The sequence below is a fragment of the Roseomonas sp. FDAARGOS_362 genome, from assembly GCF_002754815.1.
Classification (GTDB): Bacteria; Pseudomonadota; Alphaproteobacteria; order Acetobacterales; family Acetobacteraceae; genus Roseomonas; species Roseomonas mucosa.
The window spans coordinates 1,395,932-1,410,810 of the sequence record NZ_CP024588.1; the positions used below are offsets into that span (position 1 = coordinate 1,395,932).

The 14,879-nt window shown below is 72.1% G+C and carries 13 protein-coding genes and 1 tRNA gene; 8 read left to right on the top strand and 6 right to left on the bottom strand.

Annotated elements, in window-relative coordinates:
* Positions 1-84 precede the first annotated feature (84 nt).
* Together CTJ15_RS11395 and CTJ15_RS11400 are read left to right on the top strand one after the other, a co-directional pair.
* Positions 85-1,188, top strand: coding sequence for an SMP-30/gluconolactonase/LRE family protein (locus CTJ15_RS11395; RefSeq protein WP_075821269.1), 1,104 nt, complete (start codon positions 85-87; stop codon positions 1,186-1,188).
* 392 nt (positions 1,189-1,580) lie between these two features.
* Entirely contained in the window at positions 1,581-2,249 is a 669-nt protein-coding gene (locus tag CTJ15_RS11400; protein ID WP_075821277.1) for a MarC family NAAT transporter, read from the top strand.
* 57 nt (positions 2,250-2,306) lie between these two features.
* Here the strand turns inward: CTJ15_RS11400 and CTJ15_RS11405 are convergent, their stop codons facing one another.
* Positions 2,307-4,580 carry a CDC48 family AAA ATPase gene (locus tag CTJ15_RS11405; RefSeq protein WP_019460378.1) on the bottom strand — a complete coding sequence of 758 codons (2,274 nt, stop codon included), beginning with the start codon at positions 4,578-4,580 and terminating at the stop codon, positions 2,307-2,309.
* A 795-nt stretch (positions 4,581-5,375) separates the two neighbouring features.
* Between CTJ15_RS11405 and CTJ15_RS11410 the strand changes: the two genes are divergently transcribed.
* Both CTJ15_RS11410 and CTJ15_RS11415 read left to right on the top strand, forming a co-directional pair.
* Positions 5,376-5,630: a hypothetical protein gene (locus CTJ15_RS11410; RefSeq protein ID WP_075821270.1), complete on the top strand. Its 255-nt coding sequence runs from the start codon at positions 5,376-5,378 to the stop codon at positions 5,628-5,630.
* A 117-nt stretch (positions 5,631-5,747) separates the two neighbouring features.
* Complete coding sequence (locus CTJ15_RS11415) at positions 5,748-6,149, top strand: hypothetical protein (protein ID WP_075821271.1); 402 nt, start codon at positions 5,748-5,750, stop codon at positions 6,147-6,149.
* 19 nt (positions 6,150-6,168) lie between these two features.
* Here CTJ15_RS11415 and CTJ15_RS11420 read toward each other — a convergent pair.
* The 5 genes from CTJ15_RS11420 to hemC form a co-directional block, all read right to left on the bottom strand.
* Positions 6,169-6,243, bottom strand: a tRNA-Thr gene (locus tag CTJ15_RS11420).
* A 58-nt stretch (positions 6,244-6,301) separates the two neighbouring features.
* Positions 6,302-7,585 carry a heme biosynthesis HemY N-terminal domain-containing protein gene (locus tag CTJ15_RS11425; RefSeq protein WP_076970052.1) on the bottom strand — a complete coding sequence of 428 codons (1,284 nt, stop codon included), beginning with the start codon at positions 7,583-7,585 and terminating at the stop codon, positions 6,302-6,304.
* Complete coding sequence (locus CTJ15_RS11430; protein ID WP_076970053.1) at positions 7,585-8,943, bottom strand: COG4223 family protein; 1,359 nt, start codon at positions 8,941-8,943, stop codon at positions 7,585-7,587. Before CTJ15_RS11430 ends, CTJ15_RS11425 begins: the two co-directional genes overlap by 1 nt.
* Positions 8,940-9,647: a uroporphyrinogen-III synthase gene (locus tag CTJ15_RS11435; protein WP_026033067.1), complete on the bottom strand. Its 708-nt coding sequence runs from the start codon at positions 9,645-9,647 to the stop codon at positions 8,940-8,942. The genes CTJ15_RS11430 and CTJ15_RS11435 overlap by 4 nt, the downstream gene beginning before the upstream one ends.
* A 68-nt stretch (positions 9,648-9,715) precedes the next feature.
* Complete coding sequence (gene hemC / locus CTJ15_RS11440; protein ID WP_027297250.1) at positions 9,716-10,750, bottom strand: hydroxymethylbilane synthase; 1,035 nt, start codon at positions 10,748-10,750, stop codon at positions 9,716-9,718.
* A gap of 127 nt (positions 10,751-10,877) precedes the next feature.
* Here hemC and tsaD point away from each other — a divergent pair, with 127 nt between their 5' ends.
* The 4 genes from tsaD to CTJ15_RS11460 all read left to right on the top strand — a co-directional run bounded on the left by tsaD (position 10,878) and on the right by CTJ15_RS11460 (position 14,848).
* A complete protein-coding gene (gene tsaD / locus CTJ15_RS11445) occupies positions 10,878-11,927 on the top strand; it encodes a tRNA (adenosine(37)-N6)-threonylcarbamoyltransferase complex transferase subunit TsaD (RefSeq protein ID WP_099781574.1) in 1,050 nt (349 codons plus the stop codon).
* 128 nt (positions 11,928-12,055) lie between these two features.
* The gene (locus CTJ15_RS11450; RefSeq protein WP_139341651.1) at positions 12,056-13,039 is read left to right on the top strand and encodes a hypothetical protein; all 984 of its coding nucleotides are present in this window, start codon (positions 12,056-12,058) and stop codon (positions 13,037-13,039) included.
* The gene (locus CTJ15_RS11455; RefSeq protein WP_076970056.1) at positions 13,036-13,875 is read left to right on the top strand and encodes a 23S rRNA (adenine(2030)-N(6))-methyltransferase RlmJ; all 840 of its coding nucleotides are present in this window, start codon (positions 13,036-13,038) and stop codon (positions 13,873-13,875) included. Before CTJ15_RS11450 ends, CTJ15_RS11455 begins: the two co-directional genes overlap by 4 nt.
* On the top strand, positions 13,868-14,848 hold the full coding sequence (locus CTJ15_RS11460) for an NAD(P)H-dependent glycerol-3-phosphate dehydrogenase (RefSeq protein WP_019461248.1): 981 nt from the start codon (positions 13,868-13,870) through the stop codon (positions 14,846-14,848). The genes CTJ15_RS11455 and CTJ15_RS11460 overlap by 8 nt, the downstream gene beginning before the upstream one ends.
* The last annotated feature ends 31 nt before the right edge of the window (positions 14,849-14,879 follow it).

Genomic DNA, 14,879 nt, shown 5'->3' on the forward strand with positions numbered 1-14,879 from the left:
GCATGGCCCGTGCCCCTTACCGGCATTATGGTCGCGGACCGAGCGCCGCGGCAGATTCGCACGCGGCGCCGGGGGAAAACCGGAATGAACACCACACGACGCAGCCTGCTGACGGCCGCCGGCGGCATTGCTGCGACCGCCGCCCTGGCACGCCCTGCGCTGGCGCAGTCCTTCGCCTTCGCGCCGAACCAGCGCTACCCCGATCCGGCGGTGCAGGTCCTCGACCCCAGCTTCGCGAAGTACCGGATCTACAGCAGCACGCTGGAACAGGTCGCCACGGGGATGCGCTGGGCCGAGGGCCCGGCCTATTTCCCCGCCAGCGGGGACGCAGGTGGCTACCTGCTCTGCAGCGACATCCCCAACAACCGCATCATGAAGTACAGCGAGAAGGATGGCAGCTTCACCGTCTTCCGCGCGCCGTCCAACTTCTCGAACGGCAATGTGCGGGACCGGCAGGGCCGCCTCGTCACCTGCGAGCATTCCGTCACCCGCCGCGTCACCCGCACGGAAAAGGACGGTTCCATCACCGTCCTGGCCGACAGCTATCAGGGCAAGCGGCTCAACGCGCCGAACGACATCGTGGTGAAGTCGGACGACACGATCTGGTTCACCGACCCGACCTTCGGCATCAACGGCGAGTGGGAGGGCTTCCGCGCCACGCCGGAGCAGCCGACCACCAATGTCTACCGTATCGGCACGGATGGGAAGCTGACGGCGGTCCTCACCGACCTGGTCAATCCCAACGGCCTCGCCTTCTCCCCGGACGAGAAGAAGCTCTACGTCGTCGAGTGGAAGGGCACGCCCAACCGCAGCATCTGGAGCTATGACGTGCAGCCGGACGGCACGCTTTCCGGCAAGACCAAGCTGATCGACGCCGCCGACCAGGGCGCGCTGGACGGCTTCAAGGTGGACCGGGACGGCAATCTCTGGTGCGGCTGGGGCAGCAACGGGGCGCTGGAGGCCGAGCCGCGCGATGTTGGAGGCCGCAAGGTCCACGAGCTGCGCGGCAGGTCCGAGGAGCTGGACGGGGTGATGGTCTTCAACCCCCAGGGCAAGGCGATCGGCTTCATCCGCCTGCCGGAACGCTGCGCGAATCTCGTCTTCGGCGGGCCGAAGAACAATCGGCTCTACATGGCCAGCTCGCACTCGGTCTACGCCATGACCTTCGAGGCGCACGGGGCGGTCTGAGCGGCCCGACTTCCGGGAGCCGGCCGGTGCCGGCTCCCCTCACCCGCTCCGGCCCCATTCCCGCAGGTCCGCCACCAGCAGATCCGGCGCCTCCAGCGCCGCGAAATGCCCACCCCGTGGCACGGGGGTTATAGCGGGAGACGTTGAACCCCTTTTCCGCGAAGCTCCGCGGCGGCCAGGGATGCAGCGGGGCCGGAAAGCAGGCGAAGCCCGCCGGCACCTCCACCTGCACCCCCGGCGGCAGGCTGCGGACACCGCCCTCCATCGCCACTCGCGACAGAGCGCCGTGCCGCACGGGCGGGTTGCGGTACGCGGTCGCCGCAGGGCTGGTCCGCGGCCCCCTCCCCGCCTTCGCGCTTGCCGCGATGCGGGATGATGGCAAGACAGCCGGCATGTCGGGTCTGCTGCAAGCCCCCTACTATGTCGGCATCGTCGTGATGGGCATCCTGCCGATCATGAACCCGTTCAGCACGGTCCCGCTGGTCATCGCGCTGACCCGGACCATGCCGGCGGACGAGCGCAAGCGGCAGATCCGCCTCGCCTCGATCTACGCCGCCTCGATCCTGCTCGCCTTCCTGCTGGCCGGGCAGTTGATCATCGCGGGCTTCGGCATCTCGCTCCCCGGCATCCGCGTCGCGGGCGGGCTGATCATCCTGGCACTCGGCTTCCGCATGCTCTTCACCGGCCAGGACGAAACCGGCCCGACGCAGGAGACGGTGGAGACCGCCAACCGCCCCGGCCAGCCGGACATCGCCTTCACCCCGCTCGCCATGCCGAGTCTCAGCGGCCCCGGCTCCATCGCCGCCGTGCTGGGCTACAGCTCGCAGATCCCGCACGACCGGATGATCCTGGGCCATGTCGTGATCGCCGCCGGTATCGTGATCACCCTGGTCATCGCCTGGACGATCCTTTCCGCCTCCTTCCGCATCGCCCGGCTTCTGGGCAGGCACGGCGTGACGGCCATGACGAAGATCATGGGATTCCTGCTGACCTGCATCGCCGTGCAGTTCATCGCCTCCGGCATCCACGACTTCATCCAGAGCTGGCGCCTGCAGCCGTGAGGCCATGCCCCCGCCCGGCATGGATGCCGGGCGGGGGGCCATGGACAGGACCGCACCTCAGTCCAACTGGAAGCCGATGCGCGGCCGCTGCACCAGCGGCCCCTGCTGCTTCAGGCTGCGGCGGAGCTGCTCGTATTCCTGCTCCATCTCCGGCGTCACCGAGGGGCGGGATTCCCGCAGCGCCTGCTCGAACTGCGAACGGCCCACCGCCGGGCTCGCGATATCCCCGCGCAGGGCCAGCAGCCCCGCCCGCCGTACCACGTCGCCCAGATCGGCGCCGGTGAAGCCCTGGCTGCGCTTCGCCAGATCCTCCAGGTCCACGTCGCTGGCCAGCGGCATCTCCTTGGTCTGGATGCGCAGGATATGCAGCCGCCCGGCCTCGTCCGGCACGGGGACATAGACCAGCTCGTCGAAGCGCCCGGGGCGCAGCAGCGCCGGGTCCAGCAGGTTCGGACGGTTGGTGGCGCCGATGACCACCACGCTCTGGAGTTCCTCCAGCCCGTCCATCTCGGCCAGGATGGTGTTCACCACCCGCTCCGTCACCGCGGGCTCGCCCAGGCTGCCGCCGCGTGCCGGCACCAGGCTGTCGATCTCGTCGATGAAGATCACAGTCGGCGCCACCTGCCGCGCCCGCGCGAAGAGGCGGCTCACCTGCTGCTCCGACTCGCCGTACCATTTCGAGAGCAGGTCGGAGGATTTGGTGGCGATGAAGTTGGCGCTCGCCTCCCGCGCCACGGCCTTGGCCATCAGCGTCTTGCCGGTGCCCGGCGGGCCGAAAAGCAGGAAGCCCTTGGCCGGGCGGATGCCCAGCCGCCGGAAGGCGTCGGGATGCTTCAGCGGCAGCTCGATGCCGTCGCGGAGCTGGGTCCGCGTTTCCTCCAGCCCGCCGACATCCTCCCAGGTGACGTTGGGCACCTGGATCATGATCTCGCGCAGCGCCGAGGGCTGGATGCGCTTCATCGCATTCTCGAAATCCTGCCGGCAGACGCGCAGGTCGGCCAGGATCTCGGGCGGGATGCCTTCCCGCAGGTTGATCTGCGGCAGGATGCGCCGCACCGCGTCCATCGCCGCCTCGCGCGCCAGGGCCGACATGTCCGCGCCCACATAGCCATAGGTGGAACGCGCCAGCGCATCGAGGTCCACGTCGTCGGCCAGCGGCATGCCGCGCGTGTGGATGCCCAGAACCTGGCGGCGCCCCGGTTCGTCCGGCACGCCGATCACGATCTCCCGGTCGAAGCGGCCCGGGCGGCGCAACGCCTCGTCGATCGCATCGACGCGGTTGGTGGCGGCGATGACCACCACGTTCTGCCGCGGCTCCAGCCCATCCATCAGGGTCAGGAGCTGCGCGACGATGCGGCGCTCGACCTCGCCGCGAGTCTCGTCGCGCTTGGGCGCGATGCTGTCGATCTCGTCGATGAAGATGATGGAGGGCGACTGCTTGCCCGCCTGTTCGAAGATCTCGCGCAGCCGCTTCTCGGATTCGCCGTACTGGCTGCCCATGATCTCGGGCCCGGCGATGGAGAAGAAATTCGCCTCGGACTCGTTCGCCACGGCCTTGGCCAGCAGCGTCTTGCCGGTGCCGGGCGGGCCGTGGAGGATCACGCCCTTCGGCGGGTCGATGCCCAGGCGCTGGAACAGCTCGGGATGGCGCAGCGGCAGCTCCACCATCTCCCGCACCTGATCCACCGCATTCCCCAGCCCGCCGATGTCGTCGTAGGTGACGTCGGCGCGGCGGACCTCCCTGGGCTCCGCGTACTGGGGCAGGATCTCGAACTCGGTGTGCTGGTCGACGCGGACGATGCCCTTGGGCGTGGTTTCCACCACGACGAGGCGGATTTCCTGCAGGGCATAGGTCTGCTGCTCGAAGAAGCGGCGATAGACCTCGTCCGGGATGCCGTCGGCGCCGCGCTCGGGCCGGTGATAGACCGAGGTGGAGATCACGTCCCCGGCAACGACCGGACGCCCCATGAAGGTGCGCCGCAACGCCTCGCCAGAGCCTGAGAGCCGCAGGTTCTTCTGCGCCGGGCCGAGCACGACGCGGGTCGCGGGCTTCACCTGGGCGCGGCGGACCTCGATCCGCTCCCCGGCCGAGACGCCGGCATTGCCGCGCTGCAGCCCATCCAGGCGGATGATCTCCAGGTCCTCGTCCTCCGGGAAGGGTGGGATGGGGATGACGGCGGTGTGCCGCTGGCCGATGACCTCCAGCACGTCGCCCGGCTGCAGGCCCAGTTCCTGCATGATGCGCCGGCTGACCCGCGCGGCCCCTTTGCCGACATCCTCCGGGCGGGCATTCGCCACCTGCACCTGCGTGCTCTTGCTGTCATCGGCCATGGTCTGCGGTGTCCATTTCCTGTGCCGGGCGGACTCCGCGCCAGGGCGCCTGGCCCGGGCCGTCCGGCTCGCCAACAAGCCTAACGGTCCGGGGTTGCGAGAGGCTTGCCGGGGGGCTTTCACAGGACCGGGATGGACCGCCCCGCGCCGCCTGTCTTCACCTCAGCGTCATCGCACTGCCTCCGGAACCGTCGGCGGCCCGTGCGAAGGGTGAGTGGCACCTGAATTGCGTGGGGATTCCATCCGGGCCATGCCGCCCGGAACCGGCGGAGGGCTTGGGATCGCAGGAAAGCGGGACGATCAGGATCAACGGGCGGACGGACCGGAGGGGGAATCGCAACCCGCCCCTTCGCCGGAACCGCCGGAGTTTTCCGAAGGCCGGTTGCGCAAGGGCCTCGCCTGGGCCGCCGTGATCGGCGTCGTCTGGTGGCTGGTCGTGATCGTCCTGGTGATCGAACTGGGCGGCGGCTGGTGCTGATGGCTCCCCCCCGGAGCGGGCCTTTGGCGAGATGCGCCGTCCCTTCCAGTCCCGACCGGAAGGAAGCGGCCATGATTACAACTCAGAAGGGAACAATAAGGAGCGGTACAAACAATTGATTTGCCTAAGACCCTCCAGTTCCCGTTCACAGTTCTGCAACGCCAGCCAAGCCGAAAGCTACCGGACAGATACGGAGGGGGCCAGCGATGCGACCGAATTGGGATGGATATCCGCCAGCCGGATGGCGCCAGACGGAGTCCTGGCACTGGCTTCAACTTTCGGCCTGCCATACCGGGCGGCCCTGTACGCCCCGGCCGATGCTGTGGAAGCCGGCCGAGGGTATCTGGACCAACGAGGACCTGTGGGGGGACGGGCCGATCCGGCTTTTGCCCGCCGAGATCGACGCGGACTACATCTCGCGGTTCTGTCGCGAACCGGAAGGCGCGGCGAACCACGATGCGGCGGCCGTGTTCCCCATCGCTCCTCCCGTCGCGCCACGGCTGCATCCGGCCGGAACGCGGGCGGAGCTGTGGGAAAAGCCCTCCACGCGGGGACGCGTCCCCCTGCGCTGAAGCGCTCTGCCCGAAGCCGCCGACCCCCTGGATGGTTGCCGGTGACCTGCCCACGCATCGCGGCGTTCATGTTTGCTTCAGACTTTTCCGGCAGATTGGCACGGCAAGGAGAAGCGCATGTTCCAAGACATCGTCGATGTCCGGCAGATCCGCTTTCCGCTCCCCGTCCTTTCCCTGGCACTGGCAAAGGCCCCGGCCGTTCTGGGGCTGGTGCGGGAACCCTTGGAGATCCTCCGCTGCGAACCGGTCTCGCTGGACCCGCCCAGCCTGCGGGCCGTGTTCCGTCCGGGGCAGGGCGCGGAGCCGGTGTCGCTGCTTCTTTCCGCGCCCGCCCTGGCGGCAGCTCTGATCGCCTATTGCAAGCTGATCAGCCTGCCGATTTCCCGGAACGCCGACAAGCGCCTCGTACTCGCCAGGGAGTGGGTCACGCTGGAAACGGAGTTGCGCTGCCCGGTTCCATCGCCAACAGCCTCGGTCAGCCCTTCGGGCGTCCCGGTGCTGGCCTCTTCGCAGATGTAAAATCGGAGAGGTGGGAGGATGGTGCCGACTCGGGGAATTGAACCCCGGACCTACTGATTACGAATCAGTTGCTCTACCCCTGAGCTAAGTCGGCCTGCCGAAGCGGCGTGGCGCGCTATCTACCCTCGCCCGCCGACTTCGGCAACTCCGCTTTACACCTTTTCCGCACGCGGGACAGGCAGCCGCTGATAGGGCGCCGTCCAGCCGATGCGGCCGGTGGTGCCGCAATGGTCGCAGACCGGCGCCCAGGCCTCGTGCTCCTGGCCGCACTGGCCGCAGACCCAGCGGGGCTCCGGCGCGGCGGTGGCGGCGGCGCGCAGCCACTTGGCCTCGCCGGCCCGGCCGGCCGGCGTGTCGCCCTGCTCCACCCGCTCCAGGTCCACCAGGGCCAGATAGGCGCGGCGATCGGCCTCGCCGCTGGCCGCCAGGGCTTCCAGCTCCGTGCGCGCCCGGCCGACCAGCGAGGCCTCCAGCGCCAGCCGCCCGAGCAGCAGGCGGCTTTCCGGATGGGTGCGGTTCGGCTCCACCAGGGTCTCGGCCGCGCGCACCCGGGCCAGGACATCGCCCTCGCCGGTCAGATAGGCGCGGGCGACGTCCGGATGCGGCGCGGCCTTCCAGCTTTCCTCCAGCACCGCCCGCGAACGGCGGGGCGAGCCCAGGTCGCGCAACTGTGCCGCATAGGCCAGGGCAGCGGGAGCGAAGCCGGGATCGGCCTGGAAGGCATGCTTCTCCAGCTCGGCCTTGCGGGTCGGGGCCTGCTCCTCCTCTGCCGCGGCCAGGGCCAGGGCGGATTCGGAAAGGCCCGGCGCCCGCAGCGCCAGCGCCTCACCCCAGTGATGCGTGCGCATGGCGAGCAGTGCCCGCTCCTCGCGCACCCAGGAGGCGCCGGGCTGCGCCGCCTCGGCCTCGCGGGCCAGGCGCTGCGCCTCGGGCCAATCCTCGCGCTGCATGGCGGAGCGCAGCAGCCCCCGCAACCCCAGGAAGCGGGCGTCGTCGCGTTCGGCCAGGGCCTGGAAGGCGGCATTGGCCGCCTCCTCGCGCCCGCTCATGCGCTCCGCCTCGGCGGTCAGCAGCAGGGTGTGCGGCGTGTCCCCCAGCAGCTTGCGGGCGCGGCGGATCTCCATCCGCGCCTGGTCGGAGGCTCCGGAGGCCAGCGCCACCAGGGCGCGGGTCACGGCGGCATCGCCCTCCACCCGGTAGCGGGCGGCGCGGCGGTCGCGGATGCGCTGCGGCCAGGACCGCAGCAGCGCCCAGCCGCGCAGCAGGCCGTACAGCACCACGAAGCCGACCACGAGGACCAGCAGCAGGACCCAGAGCGGCAGGCCGACGAAGACATCGCCCACCCGCATCTCGACCGAACCGCCGAGGGTGCGCAGATACCAGGCGAAGGCGACGCCGACCGCGAGGACGATCAGCAGCCAGATGGCGCGAAGCATCAGCCGGCGCCCCCGTTACGGTCGGCGGAAAGGTTGCGCAGCGCGGTCTGCGCCGCGAGCAGCCCCTGCGCCTGGTCCAGCCAGCCACGCATGGCGGCCTTGGATTCCGGCGGCAGGGCGTCGAGCCGTTGCAGCGCCCCGGCCAAGTCCCCGGCATCCAGCGCCCGGCGCGCGGCCTCCAGATGGCCGGCGGCGGTGTCGCCCACCACCACCTGATCGCCCCGGCGCACGGTCACCAGCCCCTGGATGCGTGCCAGGGCGGAGTCCATGACCCCCTGTCCCTGCGGCTCCGCGGCGGCGCGGGCGGCGCGGGCGGCCTCCTCGAAGCTCAGGCGCAGCGTGGCCTCAGTGGGCGGCGCCGTCTCGGCATAACGCTGCAAGGCAGGCGGCGACGTGCCGGGCAAGCCGGAGAGAGGCTGCTTCAGCGGCTGCCCGGCCTCCAGCGCGGACTGGATGGCCCCCCGTGCGGCCAGGAAGCCCACCCGGCGCTCGGCGCTCTCGGCCTGCTTCACCCGGGCATCGAAGGCCGCGAGACGCTGGTCGAGCGCGCTGTTCTGCGCGTTGACGCGGCGGTCCAGTTCCTGCGTCGCCGCCTGCACCCGCTGCGCGATGCTCTGGTCCAGCGCCGCCAGCCGTGGCGCGATGGCGGCCTCGGCATCGGCGACGCGCTGGGCGATCTGCTTCTCCGCCTCGGCGATGCGCTGCGACAGGTTGCGCTCGGCCTCCGCGGCCCGGGCGGCGGCGCGGTTCTCCACCTCGCCGACCCGGCTGTCGATGGCCTGGATGCGCTGGGCGTTCTGCTGGCTGGCCTCGCCGGCGTTCTTCTCGATGGCGGTCAGCCGCGCCTCGTTGGCCTGGCGGCGCTGCTGCAGGTCGCTCTCCAGGGCGGCAAGGCTGTCGGTCAGCCGCTTGGTGCTTTCGCCGTCCCGGGTCTCGATGCCCTGCAGCCGGGCCGCGAGGTCCTGGAGGGCGGCCGGGTCGCCGGCCGGGCGCGCGGCGAGCTGCTGCGCCTGCTGCTCCAGCGCCGCCATGCGGTGCTCGTCGGCCTGGAGGCGCTCGGTGGCGGAGGCGAGCTTCTCCTCCAGTGCCGCGATGCGGACTCGGTTGGTCTCGCCGGAATTGACCGTGCCGGAGGGCGTCAGGAACAGGAAGGCGAGGGCGCCACCCAGTACCAGCACGCCGATCAGGATGGGCAGCACCGCCGGATCGAGCTTGCGGGGCGGCGGCGAGGGCGGAAGGGTGGAGCGTGCCGGCGCGCCGGACCCGGCCGGGCCGGCCGCCTGCGGCTCCTGACGAGGCCCCTGCTGTGCCCCTGGTTGCTCCCTTGGGGCCATGTCCTTGTCGGGGGAATCGCTCATGAGGGCGGCGGCTCTCCTGTTTGGCCTGCCGGACCCAACAGGGCCAACAAGGCATTCTGGTTCAGATCGGACGCGACACGGATGGCGCGCCAAGGGAGGCCCCGGAGCGTCATCGCGACACGCGCGCTCAACGCGAGGGCCTCGACGGACGTTGCCGCCGCGGCCAGGCCCGCGTCCCGCATCAGCGACAGCGTAACCTCCGCGGAGCGTGGCGAGAAGAACAGGGCCGAGCCGATCTTCCCGTTCCGCAGCGCCAGCAGCGCCTCCTCCGGCAGGTGCCTTGCGGGGTGGGCGTCATAGACCACCCGGCGCCGGACGCGGAATCCCCTCCCCCGCAATATCTCGGCCAGATCAAGCGCGTAGCCACGGCCCACCGCCAGCAGGATTGGCCCGCCCGCCGGGTCCAGCACGGAGGTGGCAAGGGTTGCCAGGGCCTGGGCATCGCCGGTTGCCACATATAGCGTCGTGGAGCCGGCCCGCCGCGCCTCCGCCGCCGTGGCCTCGCCCACGGCCAGGACCGGCAGGTTGGGGATGCGGCCGGCCAGGGCGCGCGCGGCGGCGCGGCTGGTCAGCAGCAGCGCCTGGGCCGGCGGCAGCGGCACGGGGCGCGGTTCGAGCAACAGGGCGGGGGCCAGGACGGGCCGCCAGCCGAGCGCGGCGACGCGGGCGGAGGTCTCCGCCGCCCCGGGCTCCGGCCGCGTCACGAGGCAGCCGGGGACCTCCCCGGCTGGCGGGCGCGGGCGCCCGGCCCCGCCGCGATCCGGGTCGCCGTTCAGGTGAAGAGGTCGGCCGGGCTGTCCAGCCGAAGCTCCTGGCCCAGCGCGTCGCCCAGCCGCTCGGCATCCCGGGCATCGCCATGCACGCTGCGCTTGAGCAGGAAGGAACCGTCCGGCCGCGCCACCAGCCCGGTCAGGCGGAGCCGCCCGTCCGGCAGCAGCTTGGCATGGCCGCCGATCGGGGTGCGGCAGGAGCCGTCGAGCGCCGAGAGCAGCGCCCGTTCGGCGCGGGACACGGCGCGGGCCTCCGGATTCTCGATGGCGGCGAGGAGCTGGCGCAGCTCGGTATCGCCCTCGCGCACCGTCACGCCGACGATCCCCTGCCCGGCGGCGGGGACCATGGCCTCCGGGTCCAGGATCACCATGCCCTCGGGCACGATCTCCAGCCGCTTCAGCCCGGCCAGGGCCAGCATCGTGGCATCCACCTCCCCGGCGGCGAGCTTGCCGAGGCGGGACTGGACGTTGCCGCGGATCATCGTCACCCGCAGGTCCGGCCGCGCATGCAGCACCTGGCTCTGCCGCCGCAGGCTGGCCGTGCCGAGCAGGGTGCCCGCCGGCAGCGAGCCCAGCGGGTCCGCCGGGTCGAGCGCGCCGCAGCCGGGGCCGGGGAGCAGCACGTCCCGCGCATCCTCGCGCTTCAGGGTGCAGGCCAGGACGATGCCGGGCGGCATCTCGGTCTCCAGGTCCTTGAGGCTGTGCACGGCGAAGTCGATCCGCCCGTCCAGCAGCGCCTCGTGGATCTCCTTGGCGAAGAGCCCCTTGCCGCCGATATCGGCGAGGCGCCGGTCCTGGATCCTGTCGCCCGAGGTGGCGATCACATGCTCGTCGAAGGCCTCCGCCATGCGCAGCACAGGGCAGAAATGCAGGATCTTCTGCAGGAAATGCCGGGTCTGCCACAGCGCCAGCGGCGAGCCGCGCGTGCCGACGCGCAGCGGCAGGTTCCGGCCCGCATGCGGCAGCACGCGCGGCCTGGGCTCGGGAGAAAGAGGGCCGGTCTTGTTGCCGGCCGCTGCGGGGTGGGCAGGAAGCATCGGCGCGTCATAGAACCGGCCCGCGGATCGTGGAAGCGGCTTGTTCCGGGACGAAACGTCCCAGGTACGGCCCAGGGATCGCGGGATCACAGGCCGGGCGCCGGAACCGGCCCCGAGAGGAATGGATATGGAACCGAAGGGCCCCGTGCTCGGCCTGGAGAGCAGTTGCGACGAGACGGCGGCGGCCCTGCTGGCCCCGGACGGGCGCGTGCTGGCCGAGGCGCTGCTGAGCCAGGTGGCGGAGCACGCACGCTTCGGCGGCGTGGTGCCGGAGGTCGCGGCGCGGGCGCATCTGCACCACATGCCGCGCCTCGCCGCCCGGGTCTTCGCCGAGGCCGGGATCACACCGTCGGAGCTCGGCGGCGTCGCCGCCACCTCCGGGCCGGGGCTGATCGGCGGGCTGATCGTCGGCGCCAGCCTCGGCAAGGGCCTGGCCCTGGCACATGGCCTGCCCTTCGTGGCGGTGAACCACCTGGAGGCGCATGCGCTGACGCCGCGCCTTCCCGGATTGCTGCCCGAAGCGCCGGCTTTTCCCTACCTGCTGCTGCTGCTGTCCGGCGGGCATTGCCAGTGCGTGGCGGTGGAGGGGCTGGGCCGCTACCGCCGCCTCGGCTCGACGCTGGACGACGCGGTGGGCGAGGCCTTCGACAAGTCGGCCAAGCTGCTCGGCCTGCCCTGGCCCGGCGGGCCGCATCTGGAACGGCTGGCGGCGTCGGGCGACCCGAAGCGCATCCCCCTGCCACGCCCGATGCTGGGGCGGCCGGGCTGCGACTTCTCCTTCTCCGGCCTCAAGACCGCCGTGGCCCAGGCGGTGGGCAAACTCACCGACGAAGCCGGAAAGGCGGACATCGCCGCCGCCTTCCAGGCCAGCGTTTCCGCCGTGATGGCCGACCGGGCGCGCAACGCCCTCGGCATGATGCCCGGCGCCACGGCGCTGGTGGTGTCCGGCGGCGTCGCCGCCAATGGCGGGGTGCGCGAGGCGCTGCGCGGCGTGGCGGAACGGGCCGGGCTGCCGCTGATCGCCCCGCCCATCCGGCTCTGCACGGACAATGCGGTGATGGTGGCCTGGGCCGGGATCGAGCGGCTGCGTGCCGGCCTCACCGATCCGGTGGACCACGCGCCACGGCCGCGCTGGCCGCTGGCGGAGCTTTCTCCCGCCGGGGAGCGGATATCCTGATGTGGCCCTTCCGGCCTTCCCGCGGCACGGCGGCCGTGCCCGACCCGAGCGGGCCGCGAACCGGTCTTCCCGCCGCCCAAAGGGACAAGATCGGCCGGAACGGGATCGGCCGTGGCGCCGCCGGCCTCGTGCTTGAACCCATCCTGCCGCCGCTGCTGCTGCCCGCCGCGCCGGAGCCCCTGGACCCGAGGCGGCTGGAAACGCAGGTTCTGCCCTCGGTCAGCAATGCCCATCGCATCGCCATGGGCATGCGATGCCGCGATGCGGAGCCCATGCCCCGCGTGCCGGATGCCGGGCGCGTCGGCAGGATGGCGGATGGCCGCCGCGTCCAGGTCATGCACAACGGCGTACAGGTCCTGGCGGATGGCTATTGCGGCGCCTGGATGACCGAGCTGATCGGGCGTTGCCATGGCCATCACGAGCCGCAGGAGGAGCGGCTGTTCCACGAGCTTCTCCGCTGCCTGCCGCCGGGCGGCACGATGCTGGAGCTTGGCGGATACTGGGCCTTCTACTCCATCTGGTTCCTGCTCGCGGCGCCGGGCCGGCGCGCGGTGCTGCTGGAGCCCGATCCGCGGCACATCGAGGTCGGGCGCGCCAATCTCGCGCTGAACGGCGTCGCGGCGGAGATCGTGCAGGGCTTCCTCGGCGACCGGCCGGGGGAGACCCTGCCTTTCCCCACGGAGGAATCGGGAACCCTGGACCTCGCCTGCCATGACGTGGCCGGGCTGATGGCCGCACGGGGTCTCGACCGGCTCACCATCCTGCATTGCGACGCGCAGGGCGCCGAGTTCACCATGCTGGAGCAGGCGGCGCCGCTGCTGCGCGACGGGCGCGTGGACTGGCTGTTCCTGTCCACCCATCACCACCTCATCAGCGGCGACCCGCTGACGCACCAGCGCTGCGTCGAGGCGGTTCGGGCGCTGGGCGGCGTCATCGAGGTGGAGCACGATGTGGGCGAGGGCTTCTCCGGCGACGGTTTGATCCTGGCGCGCTTCGGTGCCGCGCCGCCGGGCTGGCGGTGCCCCGCGATCAGCTACAACCGCGCCTCGGAATCGCTGTTCCGCCATCCGCTTTATGATCTCGCCGCCTCGCGCGGCCAGGGAATGCCGTGAACTATCGCCACGCCTACCATGCCGGGAACTTCGCCGACTGCGTGAAGCATGCCCTGCAGCACCACATCCTCGCCGCCCTGCGGCGCAAGCCGGCGCCCTTCCGCGTGCTCGACACCCATGCCGGGATCGGCGCCTATGACCTGCGGGAGGAAAGGGCCGAGCGCACCGGGGAATGGCGGGCCGGGATCGGGCGGCTGGAGGGGATCGCGGAGGGTCCGCTCGCCCCCTGGCTCTCGGCCGTGCGGGAGTTCGGCTGGCCGCCGCTCTATCCCGGCAGCCCGGCGCTGAGCCGGGCGATGCTGCGGGAGGGCGACCGGCTGGTGCTCTGCGAGCTGCATCCCGAGGACCAGGAGGAGCTGCGGGCCCGGATCGGCCGCGACCGGCGCGTGGCGGTGCATGCGCGCGACGGCTGGGAGGCCGCGACCGCCCTCACCCCCTTTCCGGAGAAGCGCGGGCTGCTGCTGATGGACCCGCCCTTCGAGCAGGAGGGCGAGTTCGACCGCCTCGCCGACACGATCATCGCCGTCTCGGGGCGCTTCCGGGGCTGCATCCAGGCGGCCTGGTATCCGGTGAAGCACCGCGCCCCGGTGCGCGACTTTCATGACCGGCTCCGCGCCTCCGGGGTACGCGACCTGCTGGCCTGCGAGCTCTGGCTGCGCGAGCCCACCGATCCGACGCGGCTCAACGGCTGCGGGCTGGTGGTCAGCAACGGCCCCTGGGTGCCGGAGGGGAGCTTCGAGGCCGTGGCCGGGGGTATCCTGCGCGCGCTGCTGGAACGCCTGGGCCAGGGCGAACCGGGCCAGGGCTGCACTGTGACGAGGCTGACCGATGAGTGAGGCGAACAGGCTCGCCGTCCTTGGCGCCGGGGCCTGGGGCACGGCGCTGGCGATCCAGGCGGCCCGGGCGGGCAACCGGGTGACGCTCTGGGCGCGCGACCCGGAGAAGGCGGCGGCGATGCGCGGGACGCGGCGGAACCCGCGCCTGCCGGATGCGGTGCTGGAGGGGCTGCGCGTGACCGCGGATGCCGCCGAGGCTCTGGAGGGGGCAAGCCTCGCCGTGCTGGCCGTGCCGATGCAGCCGCTGCGCGCCGCCGTCGCCGCCATGCCGGAACTGCCGCCGGTGGTGGCGGTGGCCAAGGGAGTGGAGAGCAGCTCGCTTCTCCTGCCGCTGGAGGTCCTGGCCGAGCTGCGGCCGGGCCTGCCCGCCGCCGTGCTCTCCGGGCCGAATTTCGCGCATGAGGTGGCGGCCGGCCTGCCCGCCGCCGCCGTGCTGGCCAGCACCGATCCGGTGCTGCGCGCCGCCGCCTGCGCCCGCCTCGCCACCCCGGCCTTCCGGCTCTACGAGGGCGAGGACGTGCTCGGCGTGCAGGTCTGCGGCGCCGCCAAGAACGTCGCCGCCATCGCCGCCGGGGCCGCCATGGGCGCCGGGCTGGGCGAGAATGCCCGCGCCGCGCTGGTCACGCGGACCCTGGCCGAGATCGCCCGCCTCGTGGTGGCGCTGGGCGGGCGGGCCGAAACCGCCGCCGGGCTGTCGGGGCTGGGGGACCTGCTGCTGACCTGCACCGGGCCGAGCAGCCGGAACTTCGCCCTGGGCCATGCACTGGGGCGCGGCCTGAGCCCGGCCGAGGCGCTGGCGGACAGCCGGGGCGTCGCGGAGGGCGCCGCCACCGCCCCCGCCCTGCTGGCCCGCGCCGCGGCGGTGGGGGTGGAGATGCCGGTCAGCGCCACCGTCGCCGCCGTGCTGGCGGGGCGGCTCGACGTGGCCCAGGCGGTCGGGCGGCTGATGGAGCGGCCGCGCCGGAGCGAGTAGCGCCGGGAGAATGGTGGCGGGCGCCTTGTGC